At 30.8% G+C, this 20,157-nt stretch carries 19 protein-coding genes; 9 read left to right on the top strand and 10 right to left on the bottom strand.

The genetic code is table 11. From position 1 onward, the window contains the following. Positions 1 to 6: 6 nt before the first annotated feature. From FA046_RS11190 to FA046_RS11170, 5 genes are all read right to left on the bottom strand, one after another. Positions 7 to 1,188: a M14 family zinc carboxypeptidase gene (locus FA046_RS11190; RefSeq protein WP_136826524.1), complete on the bottom strand. Its 1,182-nt coding sequence runs from the start codon at positions 1,186 to 1,188 to the stop codon at positions 7 to 9. A 105-nt stretch (positions 1,189 to 1,293) separates the two neighbouring features. Then, a complete protein-coding gene (locus tag FA046_RS11185) occupies positions 1,294 to 4,122 on the bottom strand; it encodes a S9 family peptidase (RefSeq protein ID WP_136826522.1) in 2,829 nt (942 codons plus the stop codon). A gap of 76 nt (positions 4,123 to 4,198) precedes the next feature. Next, positions 4,199 to 4,555, bottom strand: a complete 357-nt coding sequence (locus FA046_RS11180; protein WP_136826520.1) for a hypothetical protein — start codon at positions 4,553 to 4,555, stop codon at positions 4,199 to 4,201. A gap of 64 nt (positions 4,556 to 4,619) precedes the next feature. After that, positions 4,620 to 5,789: a glycosyltransferase family 2 protein gene (locus FA046_RS11175; RefSeq protein WP_136826637.1), complete on the bottom strand. Its 1,170-nt coding sequence runs from the start codon at positions 5,787 to 5,789 to the stop codon at positions 4,620 to 4,622. A 2-nt stretch (positions 5,790 to 5,791) separates the two neighbouring features. Further along, entirely contained in the window at positions 5,792 to 6,703 is a 912-nt protein-coding gene (locus tag FA046_RS11170; RefSeq protein ID WP_136826518.1) for a glycosyltransferase family 2 protein, read from the bottom strand. Positions 6,704 to 6,743: 40 nt separating this feature from the next. Here FA046_RS11170 and FA046_RS11165 point away from each other — a divergent pair, with 40 nt between their 5' ends. The 9 genes from FA046_RS11165 (at position 6,744) to FA046_RS11125 (ending at position 14,415) form a co-directional block, all read left to right on the top strand. Further along, positions 6,744 to 7,286: a hypothetical protein gene (locus FA046_RS11165; RefSeq protein WP_225870921.1), complete on the top strand. Its 543-nt coding sequence runs from the start codon at positions 6,744 to 6,746 to the stop codon at positions 7,284 to 7,286. 3 nt (positions 7,287 to 7,289) lie between these two features. Next, positions 7,290 to 8,414: a PP2C family protein-serine/threonine phosphatase gene (locus FA046_RS11160; RefSeq protein ID WP_136826517.1), complete on the top strand. Its 1,125-nt coding sequence runs from the start codon at positions 7,290 to 7,292 to the stop codon at positions 8,412 to 8,414. 1 nt (position 8,415) lies between these two features. Further along, the gene (locus tag FA046_RS11155; RefSeq protein WP_136826515.1) at positions 8,416 to 8,754 is read left to right on the top strand and encodes an STAS domain-containing protein; all 339 of its coding nucleotides are present in this window, start codon (positions 8,416 to 8,418) and stop codon (positions 8,752 to 8,754) included. Then, positions 8,754 to 9,302 carry a hypothetical protein gene (locus tag FA046_RS11150; RefSeq protein WP_136826513.1) on the top strand — a complete coding sequence of 183 codons (549 nt, stop codon included), beginning with the start codon at positions 8,754 to 8,756 and terminating at the stop codon, positions 9,300 to 9,302. The genes FA046_RS11155 and FA046_RS11150 overlap by 1 nt, the downstream gene beginning before the upstream one ends. A gap of 70 nt (positions 9,303 to 9,372) precedes the next feature. Further along, entirely contained in the window at positions 9,373 to 10,266 is an 894-nt protein-coding gene (locus tag FA046_RS11145) for a glycosyltransferase family 8 protein (protein WP_136826511.1), read from the top strand. A gap of 113 nt (positions 10,267 to 10,379) precedes the next feature. Further along, positions 10,380 to 11,261 carry a glycosyltransferase family 2 protein gene (locus FA046_RS11140; RefSeq protein WP_136826509.1) on the top strand — a complete coding sequence of 294 codons (882 nt, stop codon included), beginning with the start codon at positions 10,380 to 10,382 and terminating at the stop codon, positions 11,259 to 11,261. Between the two features lie 3 nt (positions 11,262 to 11,264). Beyond that, the gene (locus FA046_RS11135; protein WP_205943638.1) at positions 11,265 to 12,233 is read left to right on the top strand and encodes a hypothetical protein; all 969 of its coding nucleotides are present in this window, start codon (positions 11,265 to 11,267) and stop codon (positions 12,231 to 12,233) included. After that, positions 12,233 to 13,594, top strand: a complete 1,362-nt coding sequence (locus tag FA046_RS11130) for a flippase (protein WP_136826507.1) — start codon at positions 12,233 to 12,235, stop codon at positions 13,592 to 13,594. The genes FA046_RS11135 and FA046_RS11130 overlap by 1 nt, the downstream gene beginning before the upstream one ends. Then, entirely contained in the window at positions 13,594 to 14,415 is an 822-nt protein-coding gene (locus FA046_RS11125; protein ID WP_136826506.1) for an alpha-1,2-fucosyltransferase, read from the top strand. Before FA046_RS11130 ends, FA046_RS11125 begins: the two co-directional genes overlap by 1 nt. Positions 14,416 to 14,439: 24 nt before the next feature. On the opposite strand, the gene FA046_RS11120 is transcribed toward FA046_RS11125, so the two are convergent. The 5 genes from FA046_RS11120 to FA046_RS11100 form a co-directional block, all read right to left on the bottom strand. Continuing rightward, on the bottom strand, positions 14,440 to 15,540 hold the full coding sequence (locus FA046_RS11120; protein WP_136826503.1) for a glycosyltransferase family 4 protein: 1,101 nt from the start codon (positions 15,538 to 15,540) through the stop codon (positions 14,440 to 14,442). A 4-nt stretch (positions 15,541 to 15,544) separates the two neighbouring features. After that, positions 15,545 to 16,756: a glycosyltransferase gene (locus tag FA046_RS11115; protein ID WP_136826501.1), complete on the bottom strand. Its 1,212-nt coding sequence runs from the start codon at positions 16,754 to 16,756 to the stop codon at positions 15,545 to 15,547. 3 nt (positions 16,757 to 16,759) lie between these two features. After that, the gene (locus FA046_RS11110) at positions 16,760 to 17,377 is read right to left on the bottom strand and encodes an acyltransferase (protein WP_136826500.1); all 618 of its coding nucleotides are present in this window, start codon (positions 17,375 to 17,377) and stop codon (positions 16,760 to 16,762) included. Further along, positions 17,378 to 18,856 carry an O-antigen ligase family protein gene (locus FA046_RS11105; protein ID WP_136826498.1) on the bottom strand — a complete coding sequence of 493 codons (1,479 nt, stop codon included), beginning with the start codon at positions 18,854 to 18,856 and terminating at the stop codon, positions 17,378 to 17,380. Positions 18,857 to 19,000: 144 nt separating this feature from the next. Next, complete coding sequence (locus FA046_RS11100; RefSeq protein WP_225870920.1) at positions 19,001 to 20,095, bottom strand: glycosyltransferase; 1,095 nt, start codon at positions 20,093 to 20,095, stop codon at positions 19,001 to 19,003. Between the last annotated feature and the right edge of the window lie 62 nt (positions 20,096 to 20,157).

Genomic DNA, 20,157 nt, shown 5'->3' with positions numbered 1-20,157 from the left:
TGAATTTCAAACTCTAATTCCGGCTTTCCACCATATTATAGTTTGATGATTGGTGTTTTTTAATTCTAAATTGGCAATTTGTTCAAATTTTGGTTCTCCAATTAAAATTAAACTTGTAGCATCTATGGTTTCAAAGGCGTTATAGTTAGATAAATTTCCAATATCTGCAACCTGATAATGTTTTTGGAGTGTTCGGGTTTTTTGATCAAAAATATCGGTATAATTTAGCCCAATATCTATTTTATAGCTTTTATCTGAATTTTGTATGCTGCAATTTTTAAGCAATACGTGGAAGAGTTCCTTTTTTTGAACCGGAATCATAAAGTAATTAATCAAATCTTTTTCTTGATAAGTTTGATTGCTGATGACTTCTAAAGCTGATAAAAGAGCATAAAAATTGAGTTTTCTAATTTCTTGCTTTTCAGGATCATTGATGAGCGATCCGGATTCTATGAGGATAGTTGCTGCGCCAGCTTTCTGAAAATTATCTCCAAATGCTCGTGGTTCAAATTCATCATTAAATCTGCCTACTTGTTGTGGAACAAGCTTTTGTAAAGCTTCATTTATGCAAATAATTACTTTTATGGCTTGTTCTCTGTTCCAATTTACGGCTAAAGTTTCATCAAAAGCTGGGGCTAATAAGGAAATGGCTACTGTTTTTTTTGATTTGGGGATGCTGTATAAAGAATCCTGATCATGAAGGTTAAAAGCAAAATTGGGTTTTATTTTTTCTCTGATTGTTCTAAGTATTTTTCCTTCTGGCGATTGTTGTGCTAAAAAATCTCTGTTAATGTCAATTTGCTGAGCGTTTCTTCTGGTAAATTTTTCCATTCCATCAGGATTAATTACTGGAATGAAATATAAAGTGCAAGAAGTTAAAATGTTGTTTTTTAATTCTTGATGATGAATAGCATCCGTAAAGAAATTAATCAAATCAAATATTGCTGCGGTAGCTGTTGGTTCATCTCCATGCATTTGACTCCACAGTAAGATTTTTATTTTTCCTCTTCCAATTTTTACCATTCTAATCGGAAGATCTTCAAAAGAAAAACCTAAAGTTTCCCAGTCTAAGTGTACTAAATCTGAGTTAATGATTTCATCAACTAAAGAAAATCCAAAAGTTTTGTTGGTTATTTTTGTTTGACAAAATTGTTTCCAATCTATTTGATGAATAATTGATGAAGACATATTAATTGATTATCGATTAAATTAACGTCTTTAAATGCTAAAAAACAAAAGCGGAGCCTGATAATTTTCAGACTCCGCTTTTGCAATTCAAAAAGTAAAAAAAATCTATTTCTCTGTCACCAAATCAAAGCCCCAGTTTTTGCCTTTTTCTGTTGCCGGTACACCTTTAGCCATCCAAACGGGTTGCGGTGCGCCTTTTAAAAAGTGATCAAAAAATTGTTGCTCTCTTATTTGAATGTCTTTTCTGTTTTGGCGCAATACTAAATTATGGTCATCGCCATTGTAATTCAACATCCAAACAGGTTTTCCTAATCGGCGTAAGCCTGTAAACATTTCTATTCCTTGGTACCAAGGCACAGAACCGTCGCCATCATTTGCCATAATTACCACCGGAGTTTGCACTTTAGGGAAGTGAAATAAGGGAGAGTTTTCTATATATAATTCTGGTTTTTCCCAAAGTGTAGCACCAATTCTGCTTTGTGTTTTTTCGTATTGAAACTGACGGTTTAAACCTGATGTCCAACGAATTCCACCATAAGCGGAAGTCATGTTAGCAACCGGAGCGCCAGCCCAAGCGGCAGCGTACATATTGGTTCGGGTAATTAAATGCGCAATTTGATAGCCACCCCAACTTTGGCCTTGTAAACCTATTTTTGTGCCATCAACCCATGTATTTTTCTTTAATTCTTCTACACCAGAATTAATAAATTCTTCGGCAGATTTACCCGGATAGCCAATTTCATAAGAAATATCTGGAGCAAAAACCAGGTAACCATTACTCACAAAAAACGAAATATTTAAGCGAGATGGAGTAGGAGCCGGAGCTTGATAGCTGTACAATCCGTCTGATAGTTTTTCGTAGAAATAAACAATCATTGGGTATTTTTTATTGGCATCAAAATTCTCTGGTTTGTATAAAATACCTTCAGATTTATAGCCTTTTGGCGTCGTCCATTTTACCAATTCGGCGGTTCCCCAATTGTAGTTTTTTTGTTGAGTATTAATCTCACTCAATTTGGTTTCTTTAATGAAGTTTGAAGAAACATACAAATCTGGCGAGGCTTGATAGTTTGATTTGCTGTAAATAAATACATCCGCGTTTTGGGCTTTTCTTGGGGCGCTAAAATTATAAGTGGTTAAAATTACTTTTTCTGGATTTTTAGCGTCAGCCAAATTCTTTTTAAACCAACCTTTTTGCTTGTCTACATTGTTTAAAGTGCTTAACCAAATGGTTTCTTTTGCAGAGATACTTCTCTTTTCAGGATCTGGATTGGCATAACGGAAAGTAAGTAAATTGCTTCTTCCATATCCGTTGGTGATGTTTTTTCCTTTTCCTGTCGCAGGATCAAAGCTCCAAATATCATAACGATCATAAATTAAAACTTGTTGATCATTATCTGTCCAGGCGGCTAAACCATAAGGATTTGCAAAGTCTGGTACATCATTATCTTCTTCTCCAAATTTAATGGGATCTGGTGTTTCTAATTTTACTGTTTGAGCAGAATTTACATTGTAACTGTACCAGTTTTGATCTTCTTTATCAAACCAAACTACATAATTTCCTTTTGGCGATAAAGCGTATCTGGAAACATTTTTATTAAGATTGACTGGTTTTTTACTGCCATCAGCCAAAGAAATTAAAAAAGCCGATTCTAAAGTAAAACCCTGCCACTGCATGGCAATTTTATTTCCAAAATCGGTAATGCCTAAAGCATAGTTGCCTAAGCCATCTTGTGGTAAAAATACATCAGAAATTTCTTCAGTAGCCAATTGCATCATTTTATTATTTTGTGCAGGTAACCACATTGCTAAATAACTTTTCTTTAATTCTCTGCTTAAATTAGCCAATTGCATAGGTTGTAATTCATCATCTTTATAGTTCCAGATATCTAATTTGGCAACTTCAAAATCTACTATGGTGGTGTCTTTTGGACTAAGAATAGGAGCGGTGCCAAAAAATAATTTGGCGCCATCTTTACTAAAATAAACTCTTCCGTTTTCGCTTACGCTGAATTTTTTGGGCATCCCTTGAGTGCTTTCTTGAGCAATTACAATGGCCGAATCAGTTTTGAAATTATAGTAGTATAGTTTTGGGATTTTAACTAATGCTTTTTCGGGAGTTTTATCTGCTGTAAAAGCAATTTGGTTTCCTTTTTCATCAAAAATTAAATTCTTGTAAACACCTTTTCCGGTGGTAAGACTAGTGGTTTGCTTTTTTTCTAAATCGTATAAAAAAGTACCTGCTTTTAGGGTTGAATCTTTTTTGATAGCAGTAGTAGCAAACAATAAAAATTTTCCATTCTCACTAAATTCATATTCAGTAACCGCTTTAAAGGTTATTTCTGATTGCGATTTAAGGTCTCTTAAAATTAATGAATTTCCCTCTTTAGCTGTTGCTGATACAGGCTCATCAGCAAACAAAAAATCAGCATCATCTTTTTTTGCAGGAGCTTTTTTCTTGCTGGTATCTGCTGGCTCTTTATCTAAAAGGTAAGCCATTACATTTCCTGCTTTTTTAGGAAACTTGTAAGACTTTACTCTTGGGATTTTCCATAATTGAGAATTAGCTAAAGACACAATTCCTAATGAATCTTTAGGCATATCATCGGCTTTTTTCTTTTTAATTTTAGCTAAACGAGTGTCTTTAAAAAAAGGCTTAATTAAAAATACGGCAAACTGATTATCAAAAGAAAAATCAAAACCAGCCGCTCTTTGATAATTGAAAAGCGTATTTGTTTTTAAGTTTTTGATGAATAAGTTATTATCACCTTCTTGCGGAGTAACCGCATAAGCAACATATTTACCATCGTTGCTTATTTTTTCTCCGTTAATAGATTGCCAACTGTCATAAACAGTGTGATCTAAAGGTTTTTTTTGAGCAAATGTGAAGAATGTAGAGAAAACTAATCCTCCCAAGAGTAAGATTTTACGCATAGCTAAAGTTTAATCTTTAAATATGGGTAATTGTGATATTAAAAGCTAAAGAGGAACTAAAATTTTACAATCTCTTTTAATCGCTTTTCTTTTTTAAAAGCCAATGAGTAGTGCTGTCTTTATCATAAATGGTTACGTATGCTTGTACAAATTCCCATCCTTTTTCACTCATGAAATTTAATGCATCAACCATTGAATTAAAGGTTTTTATTTTTCCAGACTCATCTAGCAATCTTCTTTCTTTTGATTTAGGATTTTCTAGACCAAAATCAACCGATACTTTGGTTTTTGTATTTAAACTAGAGCTACTAGCTACCAATTCGCAAAATACAAATGCCCTGTATTCATTAGTATTTGATGCTTCTTGAGCAAATGATGTGTTATTAAATCCGGTAATAAAAATAATGAGTAGTGAATAAATTATTATCTTCATTTTTTTAAGTTTAGGGTTAAATTTTTTTTATTTATTGTTGTTTTAAAGTTGGACTAATCCAATTTTATTTCCTTTTAGATTTTTCCCAAGCGGCAGATTGTTTCCCTTTAAAATATCTAATTGCACCAGCCATAGCTGCATAATTCATCATCGAGAAATAGAAAGGGATAAATAAAACTTTAATTTTTATCTTTTTGCTTTCTAATAAATAACCTGAAATAGAAGCCATATAAAATAGAATTTGCCCCAATAATAGGAGCTGATAAAGCCATAAATTAGGATTTTGAATGCAAATGATAATATTTAATATCAAAACCAAAAGCATTAACCAAGGAGTAATAGCCCATCTTAACACTCGGTGACTAATGTATTGAAAAGTAAGTATGGGATTATAAAACGGATTGGCAGATTTTTTTAATCTTAAAATAGATTGTATTCCACCGGCTGCAATTCTCACTTTTCTTTTCAACTCTTCTTTGCTATCTGCAGAGGCAGTTTCCATAGCGTAAGCCGCAGGTTCATAGGCAATTAAATAGCCTTTTTCTGCAATGCGCATGGCAATCATGTGATCGTCTATGATGGTGTCTGATTCTACTGGTTGGTATAAATTAGTTCTGATACTAAACAACTCGCCGGCAGCACCAACGTTAGAATACAACTCGTAATCCCATTTTTTTAATGCCGATTCATATTTCCAATAAAAACCTTCCCCAGCAGCACTTGCATCAGCTTCTTGATCTACCATAATGCGTTTTTCGCCGGCAACAGCACCTACTTTATGGTTTTGGTAATGTTTTACCAATTCTTTAATAGCCAAAGTGTTTAAAAAAGTATTGGCATCAGTAAAAACGGTAATTTCTCCTTTTATATGAGGGATAGCTCTTTTGATGGCGGCCATTTTACCAGCTCTTACGTTTTCATGTAAAAGCTCAATATATTTAAATGCTGCAATAAACTCAGGCGTTCTATCAGATGAGCCATCAGTAATAAAAATGATTTGAATTTTTTCTTTGGGATAATCTAAGGCTAAACAGTTTTCTACTTTTTCTTTGATGAGATCTTCTTCATTAAAAGCCGCAATTAATAAAGTAACGGAAGGTAGGGGAGCATCAGACTTAAAAATAAAGGGACTTTTAAAAAGCCTTTTTATTCTAATGATAAAATATAACAATACGCCATAACCTAAAAAAGTATAAAAGATGATAAAAAGGCAAATCCAGAAAAGTATAATCATCATTAATTAATTTTAAAGCCTAAAGATTTACTGTTTTTGTTGTGCGTAAAATTCCATATCAACGCCTTAAATACCCATTTAATTAAATCTGTTCGGCCATTTTTGGCATAAGTAAAAATCATTTTTGGGCAAGCAACTAAGGTATAATAAAGACTGAAAAATATGGTATTCAATAAACCAGTGTTTTTTCTGATGAAAAGCATTCGGTTTCTGGTTAAAAAGTATGTTTTTATATCACTTTCTTTTCCTACAGAAATAGATTCTTTGTGATAAATAAAAGTTTTCCCGGTAAAATTGATGGTTTTCCCTAAGCGTTTAAATTTTTCGCACCAATCTAATTCCTCGTAATACAAAAAATAGTTTTCTTCCATTAAACCGGCTTTTAATAAATCTTCTCTTCGGCACATCACAGCTGCTCCATGGCAAAAACCAGTTTCGTAACTTAAACCATCATACTGACCCTTGTTTTTTTCAAACTGTCCAATTTGAGAATTTCTGGCTGTAAGATAGTTTAATGGGGTGTAACCGGCATATTGAATCATGCTTTTATCGTCATCATAAATAATTAAAGGAGAAAGTAAGCCAATATTGGGTTGTGCTTCAAACTCGGCTACCATGGTTTCTAAGCAACCCGCCGGAACTTCTGTATCATTGTTTAACAAGAAAATAAAATTTCCTTTAGCAGCTTTTATTCCTAAATTGTTGCCGCCAGCGAAACCTAAGTTTGATTCTGAACGAATAAAGACTAGGTTGGGTATTATTTTTTTGAAATCAGCTTCGTGATTTACATTACTGGCATTATCTACTAAAATTATTTCTATTTCATCTTTATAACTTTTATTTAAAGATAATAGCAATTCAATAGTAGCTTTAGGCTGATTGAAATTTACCGTAATTATTGAAACTGAATTCATAAAGCACATTGAATATTTTACAAGAGCAAAATAAAGTAAATTGTTAACAGATAAGAAAATATTTGATGATTTGGATAGCTTCTCTCTTTTAGATCAGAAGCAGTTAACGTTAGATGAGAAATTAAACGAACTGATTAGCTTATTAAATAACAGTGAGATTGACTCTGAAAACGTTAAACAAATACAAAGTAAATTTAATAATGCTATAAGTCAAAAATTAAGTGAGGCAGATTTAATTGCCGAATTTAAGAAGGTAGATGACGTGGAATTATCTCGTTTAGAAAAACTAGATAAAATTGAAATGCTTTTAAAATCTAATTACATTGATACTAAAGTGGTTAAATCTTTTGCTTTTAAACGCTTTATAGAAATGATAGTGCCTGTTTTTATTGGTATTGTGATGGTTACTTTGGGTTTTGCGATGATTATTTTACCTGCGCCTAAGTATTTTGAGATGTTTACTATATTTCATTTTACATTAAATGATGGGTTTACATTAATGGATTTAATCTCATTAATTATTATCTTAACAGGTATATTTGTAGCCATAAAATCATACTTTAAATTTGCTAATCAACAATAAACCGTGGGAAGAAAAATTTTACTTGTAGACGACGAGTTATTACAGTTAGTTTTGATGGATAAGCTACTTAAAAATGCAGGTTTTCTTCCTATGAGAGCCAATTCTGTAGATAATGCATTTAAGATTTTAGAAGACGAAATACCCGATCTGATTATTTCTGATATTGAAATGCCTGAAAAAGATGGATTTGATTTTAGAAAACTAATATTAGAGGACATTAGGTATAAAGACATTCCATTTCTATTTCTCACCTCACATAACGATCAAATTTTTATTCAGCGTGGGTTAGATTTAAAAGCCATAGATTATATAGATAAAGATATTCCTCAAAGTCAATTGCTTTCTAAAATCAACAATATTTTAGTGACCGTTAGAGAGCAAAAAGAAAAATCTATAAACGATTTAAAAATTGTTGCCGATAAGCTGAATCTTAAAAACGTACCCAATAAAAGTTTAAAGCTTAAGAATTTTGAAGTTGATTTTTTTCATATGACTTATCAGAATCATCCAGGAGGTGATTTTATAGATTTTATAAAAATAAATGACCGTTTTACATTCATTGTTTTAGGAGATGTAATGGGAAAAAAATGGGGAGCATGGTTTTTTTCATTTAGTTTTTTGAGCTATATCCGTTCGGCTATTAGGCTTTGTGTTTTTGATGGAAATTTATCTGTTGCTCAAATTATGCAAAGGATTAATCAGGTGATACATGCTGATGATTTTTTGGATGATATTTTTGCAACCCTTAGTTTAGTTTTGATAGATGATGAGGAAGGGAAAATTACCTACTCTGGCGCAAGTGATTTACCTGTTTTAAGGTATCAATCTACAGAAAAAAAAGTACAGCAATTTAAATCTAAAGGCTTATTATTAGGCTTTTTTGAAAACGGAAATTACACTGAACAAGTAATAGAGAACAGCAAAGGAGATCAATTATTTTTATTAACTGATGGAGCTATAGATTATGAATCTAACGGAGTTAAGAAAACCGATATCAATTTCTTTATCCATCAATTAGAAGATTTATTGATAGAAAAGTCGACTTTTAAAGAAATAACGACTGGTATTTTTAATCAAGAAAAGTATCAGGTTGATGATTGCAGTTTAATATCCATAAAAAGAATTTAATATGAATTATAAAAAACAGGTTTTAGACAATGCAACGCTAATAACGGTTAATCTTAGTGAGGCCGGTTTAAATCAGTCAGAAGAATTTAAGAATTTCATATATGATAACAGCTCAGCCTCTGAACCAAAATTGGTGATAGACATGAGCAATATTAAATACATGGATAGCTCTTTTATTGGTGCGTTGGTTGCAGGGTTAAAGCATGTATTGTCTAAAAATGGCGAAATGGGTTTGGTAAATATTCAAGATGATGTTTTAGCACTTTTTGAATTAACCCGCTTAGATAAAGTTTTTAAAATATATGATAGCGTTGAAGACGCTCTTATAAACCTAAAATAATGGTTTTAAAACCAAATCATCTTTCATTAGAAATCCCATTATTTATAAACGAATACAAATTGTTTATAGAAAGCTGCTGTGATTTTATTAAGGATGTGCCGGAAATAAGTAGCGATTTTAGAAAAAGTGCTAAATTTAAATTGGTGATTATGGAGTTGTTAACCAACGCCATGAAACACAGTAAAACCACCTCTTTTATTCATGTGATAAAAGAAAAACAGCAATTGGTGATTAAAAAAATTGATTATGGGAAAAGGTTTTATTTTAAAGATGCAATTACCAACAAAGATTACGATTTCCCTATCAACGACTTTAGAAGTATAGAAAAAATAAAAGCCTCATTAGGTAATAACTATGAACTGCATTTATTAGTAAAAAGCAATTGTAAAGTTGAATTTTTGAAGGAAGAAGAGGTTGTTTATGAATCTGTATTTGACATTCCCGAACATTTTGGTTTAAAAATTATCAGACAATGTTCTGATTCTTTTCATTACCATTTTGATGAAGCTCAAAATCAAAATATTTTTGAAGTAATATTTGAAATCTAATTTTTTTATCTGGTTAATAATATTCCTTTAAAATTAATGCTGATTAACTACATTTACTTTTTTTTAAATAATGTCTCAAAAAGAAACTATCCATATTTCTGTAGCAAGTAATAATAATTACGCAGTGCTTACTGCCGCTCTCTTAAAATCTGTTATTTGCAACCATCATTCAAAAGAATTGATAGTTTTTTATGTGATTAGTGATAAAATTTCTAAAAGAAATAAAGATAAAATAAACACTTTAGCCTCAACTGAAATCCAAATTAAATGGATAGATGCTGATAAAATTTTAAAAGAAAAAGTTGAATTTCCTTTAGATAACTCTTCTTACCCATCTACCGCATTTTTAAAATTGCTTTCTCCTTATATATTGTCAGATGAGGTAAAAAAAATTATTTATTTTGATGTAGATATGATTGTGTTGGGAGACGTATCAGAACTATGGAATACAGATATTAAAGGATACCCCGTTGCAGCGGTAGTTGATATTGTAAAAGTGGTAAGTTGTTCTTGGGGTGGATTAAAAAATTACCAACAATTAGGTTTGCATCCTGAAACAAGATATTTTAATTCGGGTTTAATGATTATTGATGTACAGCAATGGCGTGATAATCAAATTCCTGAAAAAGTTCTCAAAGTAATGCATGATAATTTAGAATACGTTAGCTGTGCAGATCAATATGGTTTAAACGTGATTTTTGCTAATAATTGGTTTGAGATAAGTCCACTTTGGAATTGGTTCGCACATAATTATCATCCAAAGCCAAAATGTATTCATTTTTTAGAGATAAAACCTATATTTAAGTCTTATAAGTATGATAAATCTTTTCAGAAAGAGTTTTTTAAATATCTAAATATGACTCCTTGGATAAATACTCCTTTAAAAGGAGATTATTTAAGGTTATTTAATAAAGCATACATAAGAATTAGAAAAAAATTAATCAAAGTAATTTTATCAAAGTAATTTTTTTTGGAATAAATAATTGGCACTTATTTTTATTTCTTTATTAGTCATTTATATAAATATTTAAGATTCCATTCAAAATTGTTAATCTTTAAAACAAGAAATTAAAATTAATGGCTGTATCTCTACTTTACCTTCCAAATTGGATAAAACAACATTTATTCATCGATAAAAATTTTATAGATTTAACTGATGCAGAGATTCAAGACATTAAATCAAGAATCAGTAAATTTCAAGATGATAAGCCAGAAATATCTATCATGATTCCGGCATGGAATGAAGAAAACAATATTTATAGAGCATTATCTTCATTGGCATCTTCTAATACTAAAAGGCGAGTAGAAATTGTTGTTATTAACAATAATTCAACAGATGAAACGCAAAAAGTGTTAGAAATTTTAGGCGTCAGAAATTACCTTCAACCCATTCAGGGAACTCCATTTGCGAGGCAGCTAGGCTTAGAAAACGCAAAAGGTAAATACCATTTATGTGCAGATTCTGATACCTTTTATCCGCCAGATTGGATAGATTGTATGATAAAACCAATGGATGAAAATAAAGATATAGTAGGCGTTTATGGTAGATATGCTTTTTTACCGCCGCATAAAAACGGCAGATTTTTACTGTGGATTTATGAGCGTTTAACAGGTATCATTATAAGAATTAGGAAGAAAAAAAGAGAATATATTAATGTTTTAGGATTTAATATGGGCTTTTTAACCAATGTTGCCAAAAATAATGGCGGTTTTAAAGTTACTGATGTAAGGAAATTTGATAATGCTTTAGGAAGTGAATATTTTGTAGAAGAAGCCGAAGATGGAAGAATGGCTTTGAATCTGATGAAATCAGGAAGGTTAAAGTTGGTAAAATCTAACCAAGCCAGGGTATTTACTTCATCAAGAAGATTAGTTGCCGAAGGTGGCATATTCACATCGTTTATTAATAGATTTAAAACACATACGCAAAGATTCTCTGAGTATGTAAACGGAAAATAGGAATTGGAAAAAGATAAGATCCCCAACAATATCATTACTAAACTAATCAGTTTTTATGTTAGACTAAAATTTGGCAAATTACACTGGGATGTAAGATATTTTTATAGAGACACCTATTATTGTCAGTTTGTACAATTAAAATACATTTTTAAAGATTACTTTTTTAAGAAAAAATATAAGGTGATTTCTTTTGATGGAGAATTTGCACCAGAATTAGAGTTTGTGATACCATTTGCTTATTGGCACTACAAAAATGGCACATTATTGAGAACAGAAGGCGCCAAGTTTACCAAAGAAATGTATTTCTTTTCTGAACAACACAGCGAAGTTTATGATGTGCGAACCAATGAAGGCAATTATAATTATGAAACTCCACGTATTCTATACAGTCATAATTACGACATGAAAAAATGGGAGAAGGTCCCGTTTAAAGCCCATTTTAAGAATGATGTTTATGTTTTTGATAAGCCTGCATTGGTGATTGCAAATAGATACAATACAGAATGGGAAGGCCCTCCAATTAGTTTTTATAGTATAGAGATGTTGGAGTACATGATTGAAAAGCTAAAGGATAAATATACTATAGTTTATAACAGACCACGTCCGCAAAATATTACATCAGATACCAGCGATGTAAGTGAGCTAAATGAATATGATTTTATCAGAGAAAAATATCCTGAAGTAGTTTTAATGGAAGATTTGTTTGATGAAAACAAGATGAACGCCAATAATTACAATCATTTTCAAATGTTGGTTTACGCCAATGCCAGCAAATTTATTTCTATACATGGCGGAACTGCCGCATTAGCCAGCTGTTTTGAAGGATCAAATATTATTCTGTCTAAACAAGGTCCAGAACATCATTTTGGATGTTTTCAAAAGCTTTTTCCTAAATTATCTGGAGCTAAAATATACCATGCAAAAAATAATGAAGAAGTGAAAAAGTTTATAGATGATCATTATCTTAACTAATGGAAGAGAAAGCTAAAAGCAATTATTGGTTAAAATCAGGGATCATTAACATATTGCAAAATATGTCTGGAGTGTTATTTGGTGTAGGTGGATTTGTTTTTTTAGTGAGAATATTATCACCACAACACTACGGTACTTGGATATTATTTACAACCACCACAACTATTTTTAGTTTAGTAAGAGATGGTATGATAAGAAACGCCTTGATAAAGTTTTTATCTAGTGCATCAGATCAGGATAAGCCAAAAATACTTACTGCTGCTTTGGTAATAAACCTTCTGATTAGCTTATTTTGTGTATTGTTAAATTTATCATTAGCTCATTATTTGGCAAAAGAATGGGATAATCCAGAAATTGAAAACGTATTTTATGTTTTTAACATAGTATATATTGTGAATGGAATTTTAACACAGTTTAATTGTATTGAACAAGCAAATTTAAATTTTAAAGGAATATTTTTAACAGGCTTTATAAACCAAGCCATTTTCTTTTTGTATATTTTCTATTGTTATATTTTCAAAATAGAACTTCCGCTTATTAATTTAGTTTTGGTGCAAATTGTTGCTGTTATTACCAGTACTGTAGTGGCTTATTTTTTTGTTAAAGATTATTTAAACTTCGCAAAAGAAATTTCTAAAGAATGGATAGCCAAGCTCTTTAATTATGCAAAATATAGTTTTGGAACATCGGTTAGTTCTATATTATCTGGTACGGTTGATAAAATGATGTTAGGTGGTATCATTAATTCGGCAGCAGCCGGAGCTTATGATATAGTAATAAGAATAATAAATTTGGTTGATATACCTACCAATGCTATGGCTACCATTGTTTTTCCACAAAGTGCTAAAAGGATAGAAACAGAAGGAAAAGATGCTATTAAGTATTTGTATGAAAGATCTGTTGGCGCAATTTTAGCCATCCTTTTACCTGGTGTTATTTTTCTTTATTTTTTTGCTGATTTTGTGATTTTTATATTGGCTGATGGTAAATTTCCTGAAGCAGTCCCCATGTTAAAAGTAACCTTAATATATATAGTTTTACTCCCTTACGGAAGACAATTTGGTGCAATTTTAGATTCTATTGGTAAAACAAAAATTACTTTTTACATGGTGATTTTTATTACCGTTTTTAATCTGGTAATGAATTATGTTTTTATTAAAAATTATGGAATGATTGGCGCTCCATACGCTACTTTATTAGCAAATGTGGTGGGTTTTATTATTGCTCAAGTAATTTTGAAAAGAGAATTAAATGTAAATGTGATTAACCCATTTATTTATGCTTATTACTTCTATCCAGAAATGTATAAAAAGTTTGCTGAACCCATTTTTGCTAAGTTTAAAAACAAAAAATCTGAATAATGGTAGGAGTTGAGTTTAAAGGACGATTAGGGAATCAGTTTTTTCAGTACACTTTTTTAAAGTATCTAAAAACAAGAAGAAAGGGATTAATTTATTTTTTTCCAAATCCTCATCATGCTTATTTAGCTAAGTACTTTAAACTACCAGGTTTAGATAATTTCTTATTAGAATCTAAAGTTTATTCTGCCATTACCAGAATTATACCCGCAATTTTAGGTTTAAAGGATTTGAATTTTCACAACTGGGTTGCTCCAAAACCTGTTGATGTAAAGAATTGGGTTTATTATAAAGGGTATTATCAAACAGCGTATTATTATGAACAGCTTCCTCATAAAATTCCTTTTGAGTTGAAAGATAAATTTAAACTTGATTTTGAGTCGAAATACGGGCAACTTTTTAAGGAGAATCAAACTGTAGTGGTACATATACGTAGAACAGATTACATGAATTATGGTGAACGTAGAAAGAGAGACATTTCTCTGCCATTGGATTATTTTAAAAAGTGTTTGGCTAATATAAAGGACTTAGACAGCTATAAAGTAATTTTTGTAAGTGATGACGTAGAAAAGGTGAAAGAAGTTTTTCCTCAACAGCCTAATTATATTTTTTCGAACAATAGTGAAATCATTGATTTTCAAATTATCCAAAATGCCGATATCAGTATTATTTCTAATAGTACATTTGCTTGGTGGGCAGCTTATTTAAGCCCTAAGAATAATACAGTTTATGCGCCAAAATACTGGTTCGGCTTCAATTTGGGTCGAGAACATCCAAAGGGAATTATGACCGAAAAGTTTATTTGGTGTGATGTAAAATCTTAATTGGACTTTTTTAAAACAATAGCATTATTTTAATGCGCTATAAACTGCTAAAGTTTCTTTTACCGATTTTTCTATCGGAAAATCTAAAAGCCTTAAGTTTCCTTTAGCAATTAAAACCTCCCTCTGTTTTTTATCTAAAATTAAATTTTCTATTTTAGAATATAAGTCATCTGCTGAATGAGGACTAAAAAATTCAGCCGCATCTTGTGCAATTTCTTTAAAACAGTCCGTATCACTCAAGAGCATAGGGCACTGCGCCTTAAATGCTTCTAAAATGGGTAATCCAAACCCTTCATGCAAAGAAGGGTAAACAAAAAGTAAGGTGTTTTTATACAAAAAATTCAATTGTTCATCGCTCACGTTATAATGGTGAACTTTATCTTTTATTTTTAACCTGTTAACAATTTCTACATCAGCACCAACCAGTTTGCCTCCTCCAGTTAATACTAAATGAATATCCGGATATTTTTTATTCAGTTTTTCAAAGGTATTAAGGAATAAATAGAAATTTTTATAACCACTTCTATCACCTACAAAAAGTAAATATTCTTTAGGTAAATTTGCTACCTCATCAAATTTTAAGGGCGTTTCAATATCAATTCCATGATAAATAACTTCTACTTTACTTTCATCGGTATCAATATATTTCAGTAAATCTTTTTTAGTAGTTTCTGATATGGCAATAATTTTATCAGCTCTTTCCACACTTATCCTCTTTTGATAGGTTAATGGGTCATTCACCCAAAAATATTCGGGTAAACGCTCATAAGTCATATCGTGAATGGTGGTTACTAAAGGTTTTTTTAAATTCTTAATAAAATAAGGATCGTAATAAGTAGCGTGAAAAATATCGTAGTTGTTTTTTTTGAGTAAATAATCGCAATACCACTCATTGGCTTTATATCTTTTTGCGCCAGAAGCCGAGTTTAATAAACTATTGCCTAAAGTATTGTTAAGCAATTGAGGCTCATCTTTAATATAATGATTGGGAGAATTTAAAACACCAAGTAAATAATCAAAGTCATCATTCTTTTTTATTTCTTCAATAATATTTGCAAAATACCTACTAATACCTCCAAATTTTTGGGTACTAAATTTTTGATGATCAAAAAATATTTTTAGCATTTTTTTATTGATGAGTGTTTAATTTTAAATATTGATCTAATAAATTAGAAAATTCTTTCATTCGCTTTTCCCAAGTATTTTCTTCTGCTACTGCAATTCTATCGTTTTGTTTTTCTAAATTGTCATTCATTAAAGCATCATTTATTGCTTCGGAGAACTCTTTAGCATCAGCACAATAATTTACCGTGTTACGGGTGAAATCTTTAAGATCAGCGTTAAAATTTGTTGATACCACAGGTTTTCCACTACCTAAATATTCAAATAGTTTAAGTGGAAAAATGGTATCACTTACTTTATCTTTTTTAAATGGGATGATAGCCACATCAAAACCTTTTAAAATAGAGGGCATTTCTGCAAATGGTACCCTTCCTATAAAATGAATATTTGCAGTTTTATACCAATGAGGTGGAATAAATTCTTCGGTAACGGGGCCAACAAAAACAAAGTTTTTATCTAAATTGGTTTTAAAAAGTTCTTCTAAAAGGCTGTAGTCCATGCGCCTTTCTATGTTTCCAAAATAACCAATAATAGGTTTTTTAATGTCTTTTAATTTTGGATGAACCTGAGTTTCTGCTTGTCTTACTTTTTGGCTGTGAGAAATATCGGCAGCATTGGGTACAAAGTAAGTATGAGGATGCTGTTTTTGCTTTTCTACAAATAATTGCTTGCTGGTACAAATCACCAAATCGCTATTTTTTAAAATTATTTGTTCTGATACAATGCCATGTCTTCTATCAAAACCTACAATTAATGGATCAACACAATGGTAAACATTAAGAGCTGAGGGAATTAATTTTCCAATATTTGGATAGTAAATGTTAAAAGAGTTAACAAATACAAAATCTTTAATCTTATACTTTTTAAGTACTTTTTTTATTCTGTTGGCAATTAAGGCTTCATTATATTTTAGTAATAATCTATAAAGAAAACCTTCGGGTAAAAAGTTTATAGATAATAGGAGAGGAGTGATGAGTATTTGTAAATTGGATTGGTCTGTGGCTAATAAACCATTAGATTTTTTAGAGAAAAAGTTTTTTCTTTTTATAAAATCAGGATCTTTTTTGTGCTTTAAATAATCTTTGTAGGTGGCAGGATACTCTATATAAAATACCTGATTGTATTTAGCTAAATGTTTGGCAGCCGTAAAACTTGTAGATTCAAAAAGACCATCATATTTGGCATTACTTAAAATAAAAACGACAGAATTTTTAAGCATCTTTTAAATTACTTTCTCCCAATTTTGACTTTCAAAATTGTACTTTTTTATCACTTTAGCCGGATTGCCTACTGCTATACTATAATCTGGAATATCTTTAACAACTACGCTTCCTGCGCCAATTACAGCATGTTTTCCAATATGTACTCCGGCTGTAATCACTGCGTTAGCACCAATCCAAACATCATCATCTATTGTAATTAGTTTTGTACTCACGGGTTGTTTACTTGGCGAAATATCTATGGCTTCATAACCATGATTTAAGCCCGAAACTACAATATGCTGAGCCAGCATCACACCATCACCAATTACAACGGGACCAATAATTACATTACTTAAGCCAATAATGGTGTTGTTTCCAATTTTCACATCTCCAACACCATTATTAATAGTCGAAAAATCTTCTATTAATGATTTAGAACCAATCTCAAATTTATTAAATGGAAGAATATCCATTCTAGTACTAGATCTTATAATGGTGTTTTTACCAATTTTATTTCTAACTGGATTTACAAATAACCTTATCCATAACCTAGGTCTAAAATCATTTGATGGAATAATCATCCAGTGAATAAGTTTTTTTAAAACTGGATTAGATTTTATGATTTTGGTTACAGACATTTATATAAGTCCTTTTATTTTTTTCTCTGTTACGCCTTGTTCTTCTTTAAATTTTTTATCGTCTAACACTTTAGTCACTTGAATTAAAGCTAAAAAGAGATAAAAAAATATGTTTAAAGGATATTGAACTATAGCTTCTTGTGGGAAATTACCAACTGCAATAGCGAATATAATTAAAATCATGGCAAAACAATAGGTTTTAAGTTCAGGATCTCTCATGTTGAAATAATTCTTAATCCCCATGTATAAGCCGGTAAACATAATGCTGCAAATGATAAATAATCCTATCCAACCCAATTCCATTCCTACTCTTAAATAGCCACTATCAGGAGGGAATTTTGCGAGAAAAGAGTTGGGGGCAAACCTTACTCCCCAAACTCCGGTAGCTCCTAAGCCACCGCCAATTGGATGTGCTTGAATATAAGGTTGAATTTTTTTCTGATTAGCTTTCCTTACATTATAAGAAGCGTCATTATTTGGTTTAAAAGCACTTTGAAACCTGTATAGAGTGACATTGCCTGTAGGGATGTTGATCACCACAAATAAGAATAAACCGGCAACTATTGCTAAAAAGAATAAAGACTTGTTAAGTTTTAAAACTAAAAATAGAATTCCAGCGGCGGGTAAAAGCACATAAGCTGCCCTAGTGCCAGAGTAAAGCATCACGGTTAAAAATAGCAACATTAAAAATCCAAAAAAAACTTTTAATCTTAACCTAAAAGGACCAGTTATTAATGCTAAGCAAAGAATACTACATACCACCATGTTGTATGAAAAAGCCACAGGATCTGAAAAAATAGAATTCTTACGCCAGTGTCCATCAATAAAAAGTAAAGATTGTATGAGAGGATCAAAATGGTTCCATTCTTCGAATGGGAAAAAGCCTATGTATTCTTGTTTAATTGCATATAAAGCAGCAAAAAAAGCAAGTGATAACCAAACAATTAAAATAGTTCTGATAAATTTTATGGAGATAATATAATAGCTAAATATAAAATACGAGAGCATCACTACAGCAACGCTTCTGATAGTATATACCCAAGCTAGTTGTGAGGCTGCATTAGGGTTAAAAACTTGTATAAGATTATAAACTACCCAAACTAAAATAAGATAAGCAACAGGGTTTTTAAATACTTTAAAATTCTTATAATATTTTTGCTGGATAAAAAAACCAATCACCAAGAGTGCAAGCATACCATCCATTATTGTGCCTAATGGGAATTCGGTAAAACCCATACTAATAATAAACATAATGAAGTAGGCCATTACCAGTAAAGCCAAAACGCCAAATCGTGGTAATCTTAATACTGCATAAACAAAAAGTAAACCAAAGGATAAAATAACGGGCATTACGCCGCCTTTTAAACCGTATATTTTTATAACAAAAGCAGCTACAATAGAAACTAAAATTAACGTAACGGCAATAGCTATATAAAAAATCTTCCCTTTATTGTTTATTTGAAAATTTATATTTCTCATTACCTTTTAGAAGAATAATATTTTTAAAAAAAAGAAAAAGGTAGTTACAAAACAGATGGCTATAGCTAACCATTTTTTGAAAAGTAAAAAATTTTGAGCTTTTCTTTTACCAACATTTAAATCAGGGTTTATTCTCATTTATTTTTAGTTTTTAAAGCTGCCATTTTGTGTGTGTTTTGTTGCCACCGATATTTTATTTGCTTGTTTAACCTTGGTTAAGGATAAAATTTGAAAGAAAATAAATTTTGGGATATTAATTAATGAGGCATAAATTCTTTTATCTGTTTTAGAGTTAATTAATGACAAGAAAAAGCTCACCACAAAACAAATTATACCGGCTAACCAAATCCAATAATTGAGGCCAAAAATTATATTGATGAATGTAGCTAAAACAGACAATATTAGAAAAATAAATAAGGGAGGTCTTAACAAAACTAATCCAAATAATAACTGGTTAACAGATAAGTTTTTGATTCCTTTAAAGGTGATGGTAAAACCAAATTTAAAGTATTTAAACCAGGTATTTAACCATCTAGATCTTTGTTTTACCAATTGATCTGAATGCGTAGTTTTTTCGTCGTAAACAATAGCTTTCTCATTAAATGCTATTCTTAAATTTTGGTTAAGTAACCAAGCTTGTAATACTTTATCAAAACCAGCGCCACTTACTTTATTTTGTTTTAAAAATGAACTATATAAATCGCTTTTAAATGCCATACCAGAACCAGCTAAAGTAGCAGAAGAGCCACTTTTGAATAGTATTTTGCCATCATAAAAATGATAATAAATATCTCTGGCGGCATCTAAACAAGCATAAGTGCTATTTAAATTTTTAGCAGCCCTAATACCTTGAACGGCTACAAATTCATTCTTTATTGAATAGGTCAACTCCTTTAAATAATCTTGATCAAGAATATTGTCACTATCAATAATGGTAACGTAATTGTGTGCCCTTTTAAAATGATCAATTGCATATTGATGAGAACCTGTGTTGCTCCCAATAATGGTTTCTGGTCTTAACAAAATTACTCGTTCATCATCAAAAAATAAATTTGTAATGTCACATTTATCAGCAACTACATAAACTAAAAATTGTTGATGACTTTGGTTTAATATAGAAGCAACTACTTTTGGCAAATGATCTGTTTCTTCATAAGCAGTAACAATTACAGCAAAGTCTAAGTCTGTTTGCTCAAAATTATTTAATGATTCTTCCTTTTTAGAAATTTTACTAATCAATAGTAAAATCAAAGGAAAAAAAAGATGAAATCCAATGATGATTTGGATCGCAAACCAAATAA

This window comes from Pedobacter cryophilus (assembly GCF_005116455.1).
Lineage (GTDB): Bacteria > Bacteroidota > Bacteroidia > Sphingobacteriales > Sphingobacteriaceae > Pseudopedobacter > Pseudopedobacter cryophilum.
The sequence above is the reverse complement of the archived record's forward strand: the minus strand, read 5'-3'. Positions and strand labels throughout refer to the sequence as shown.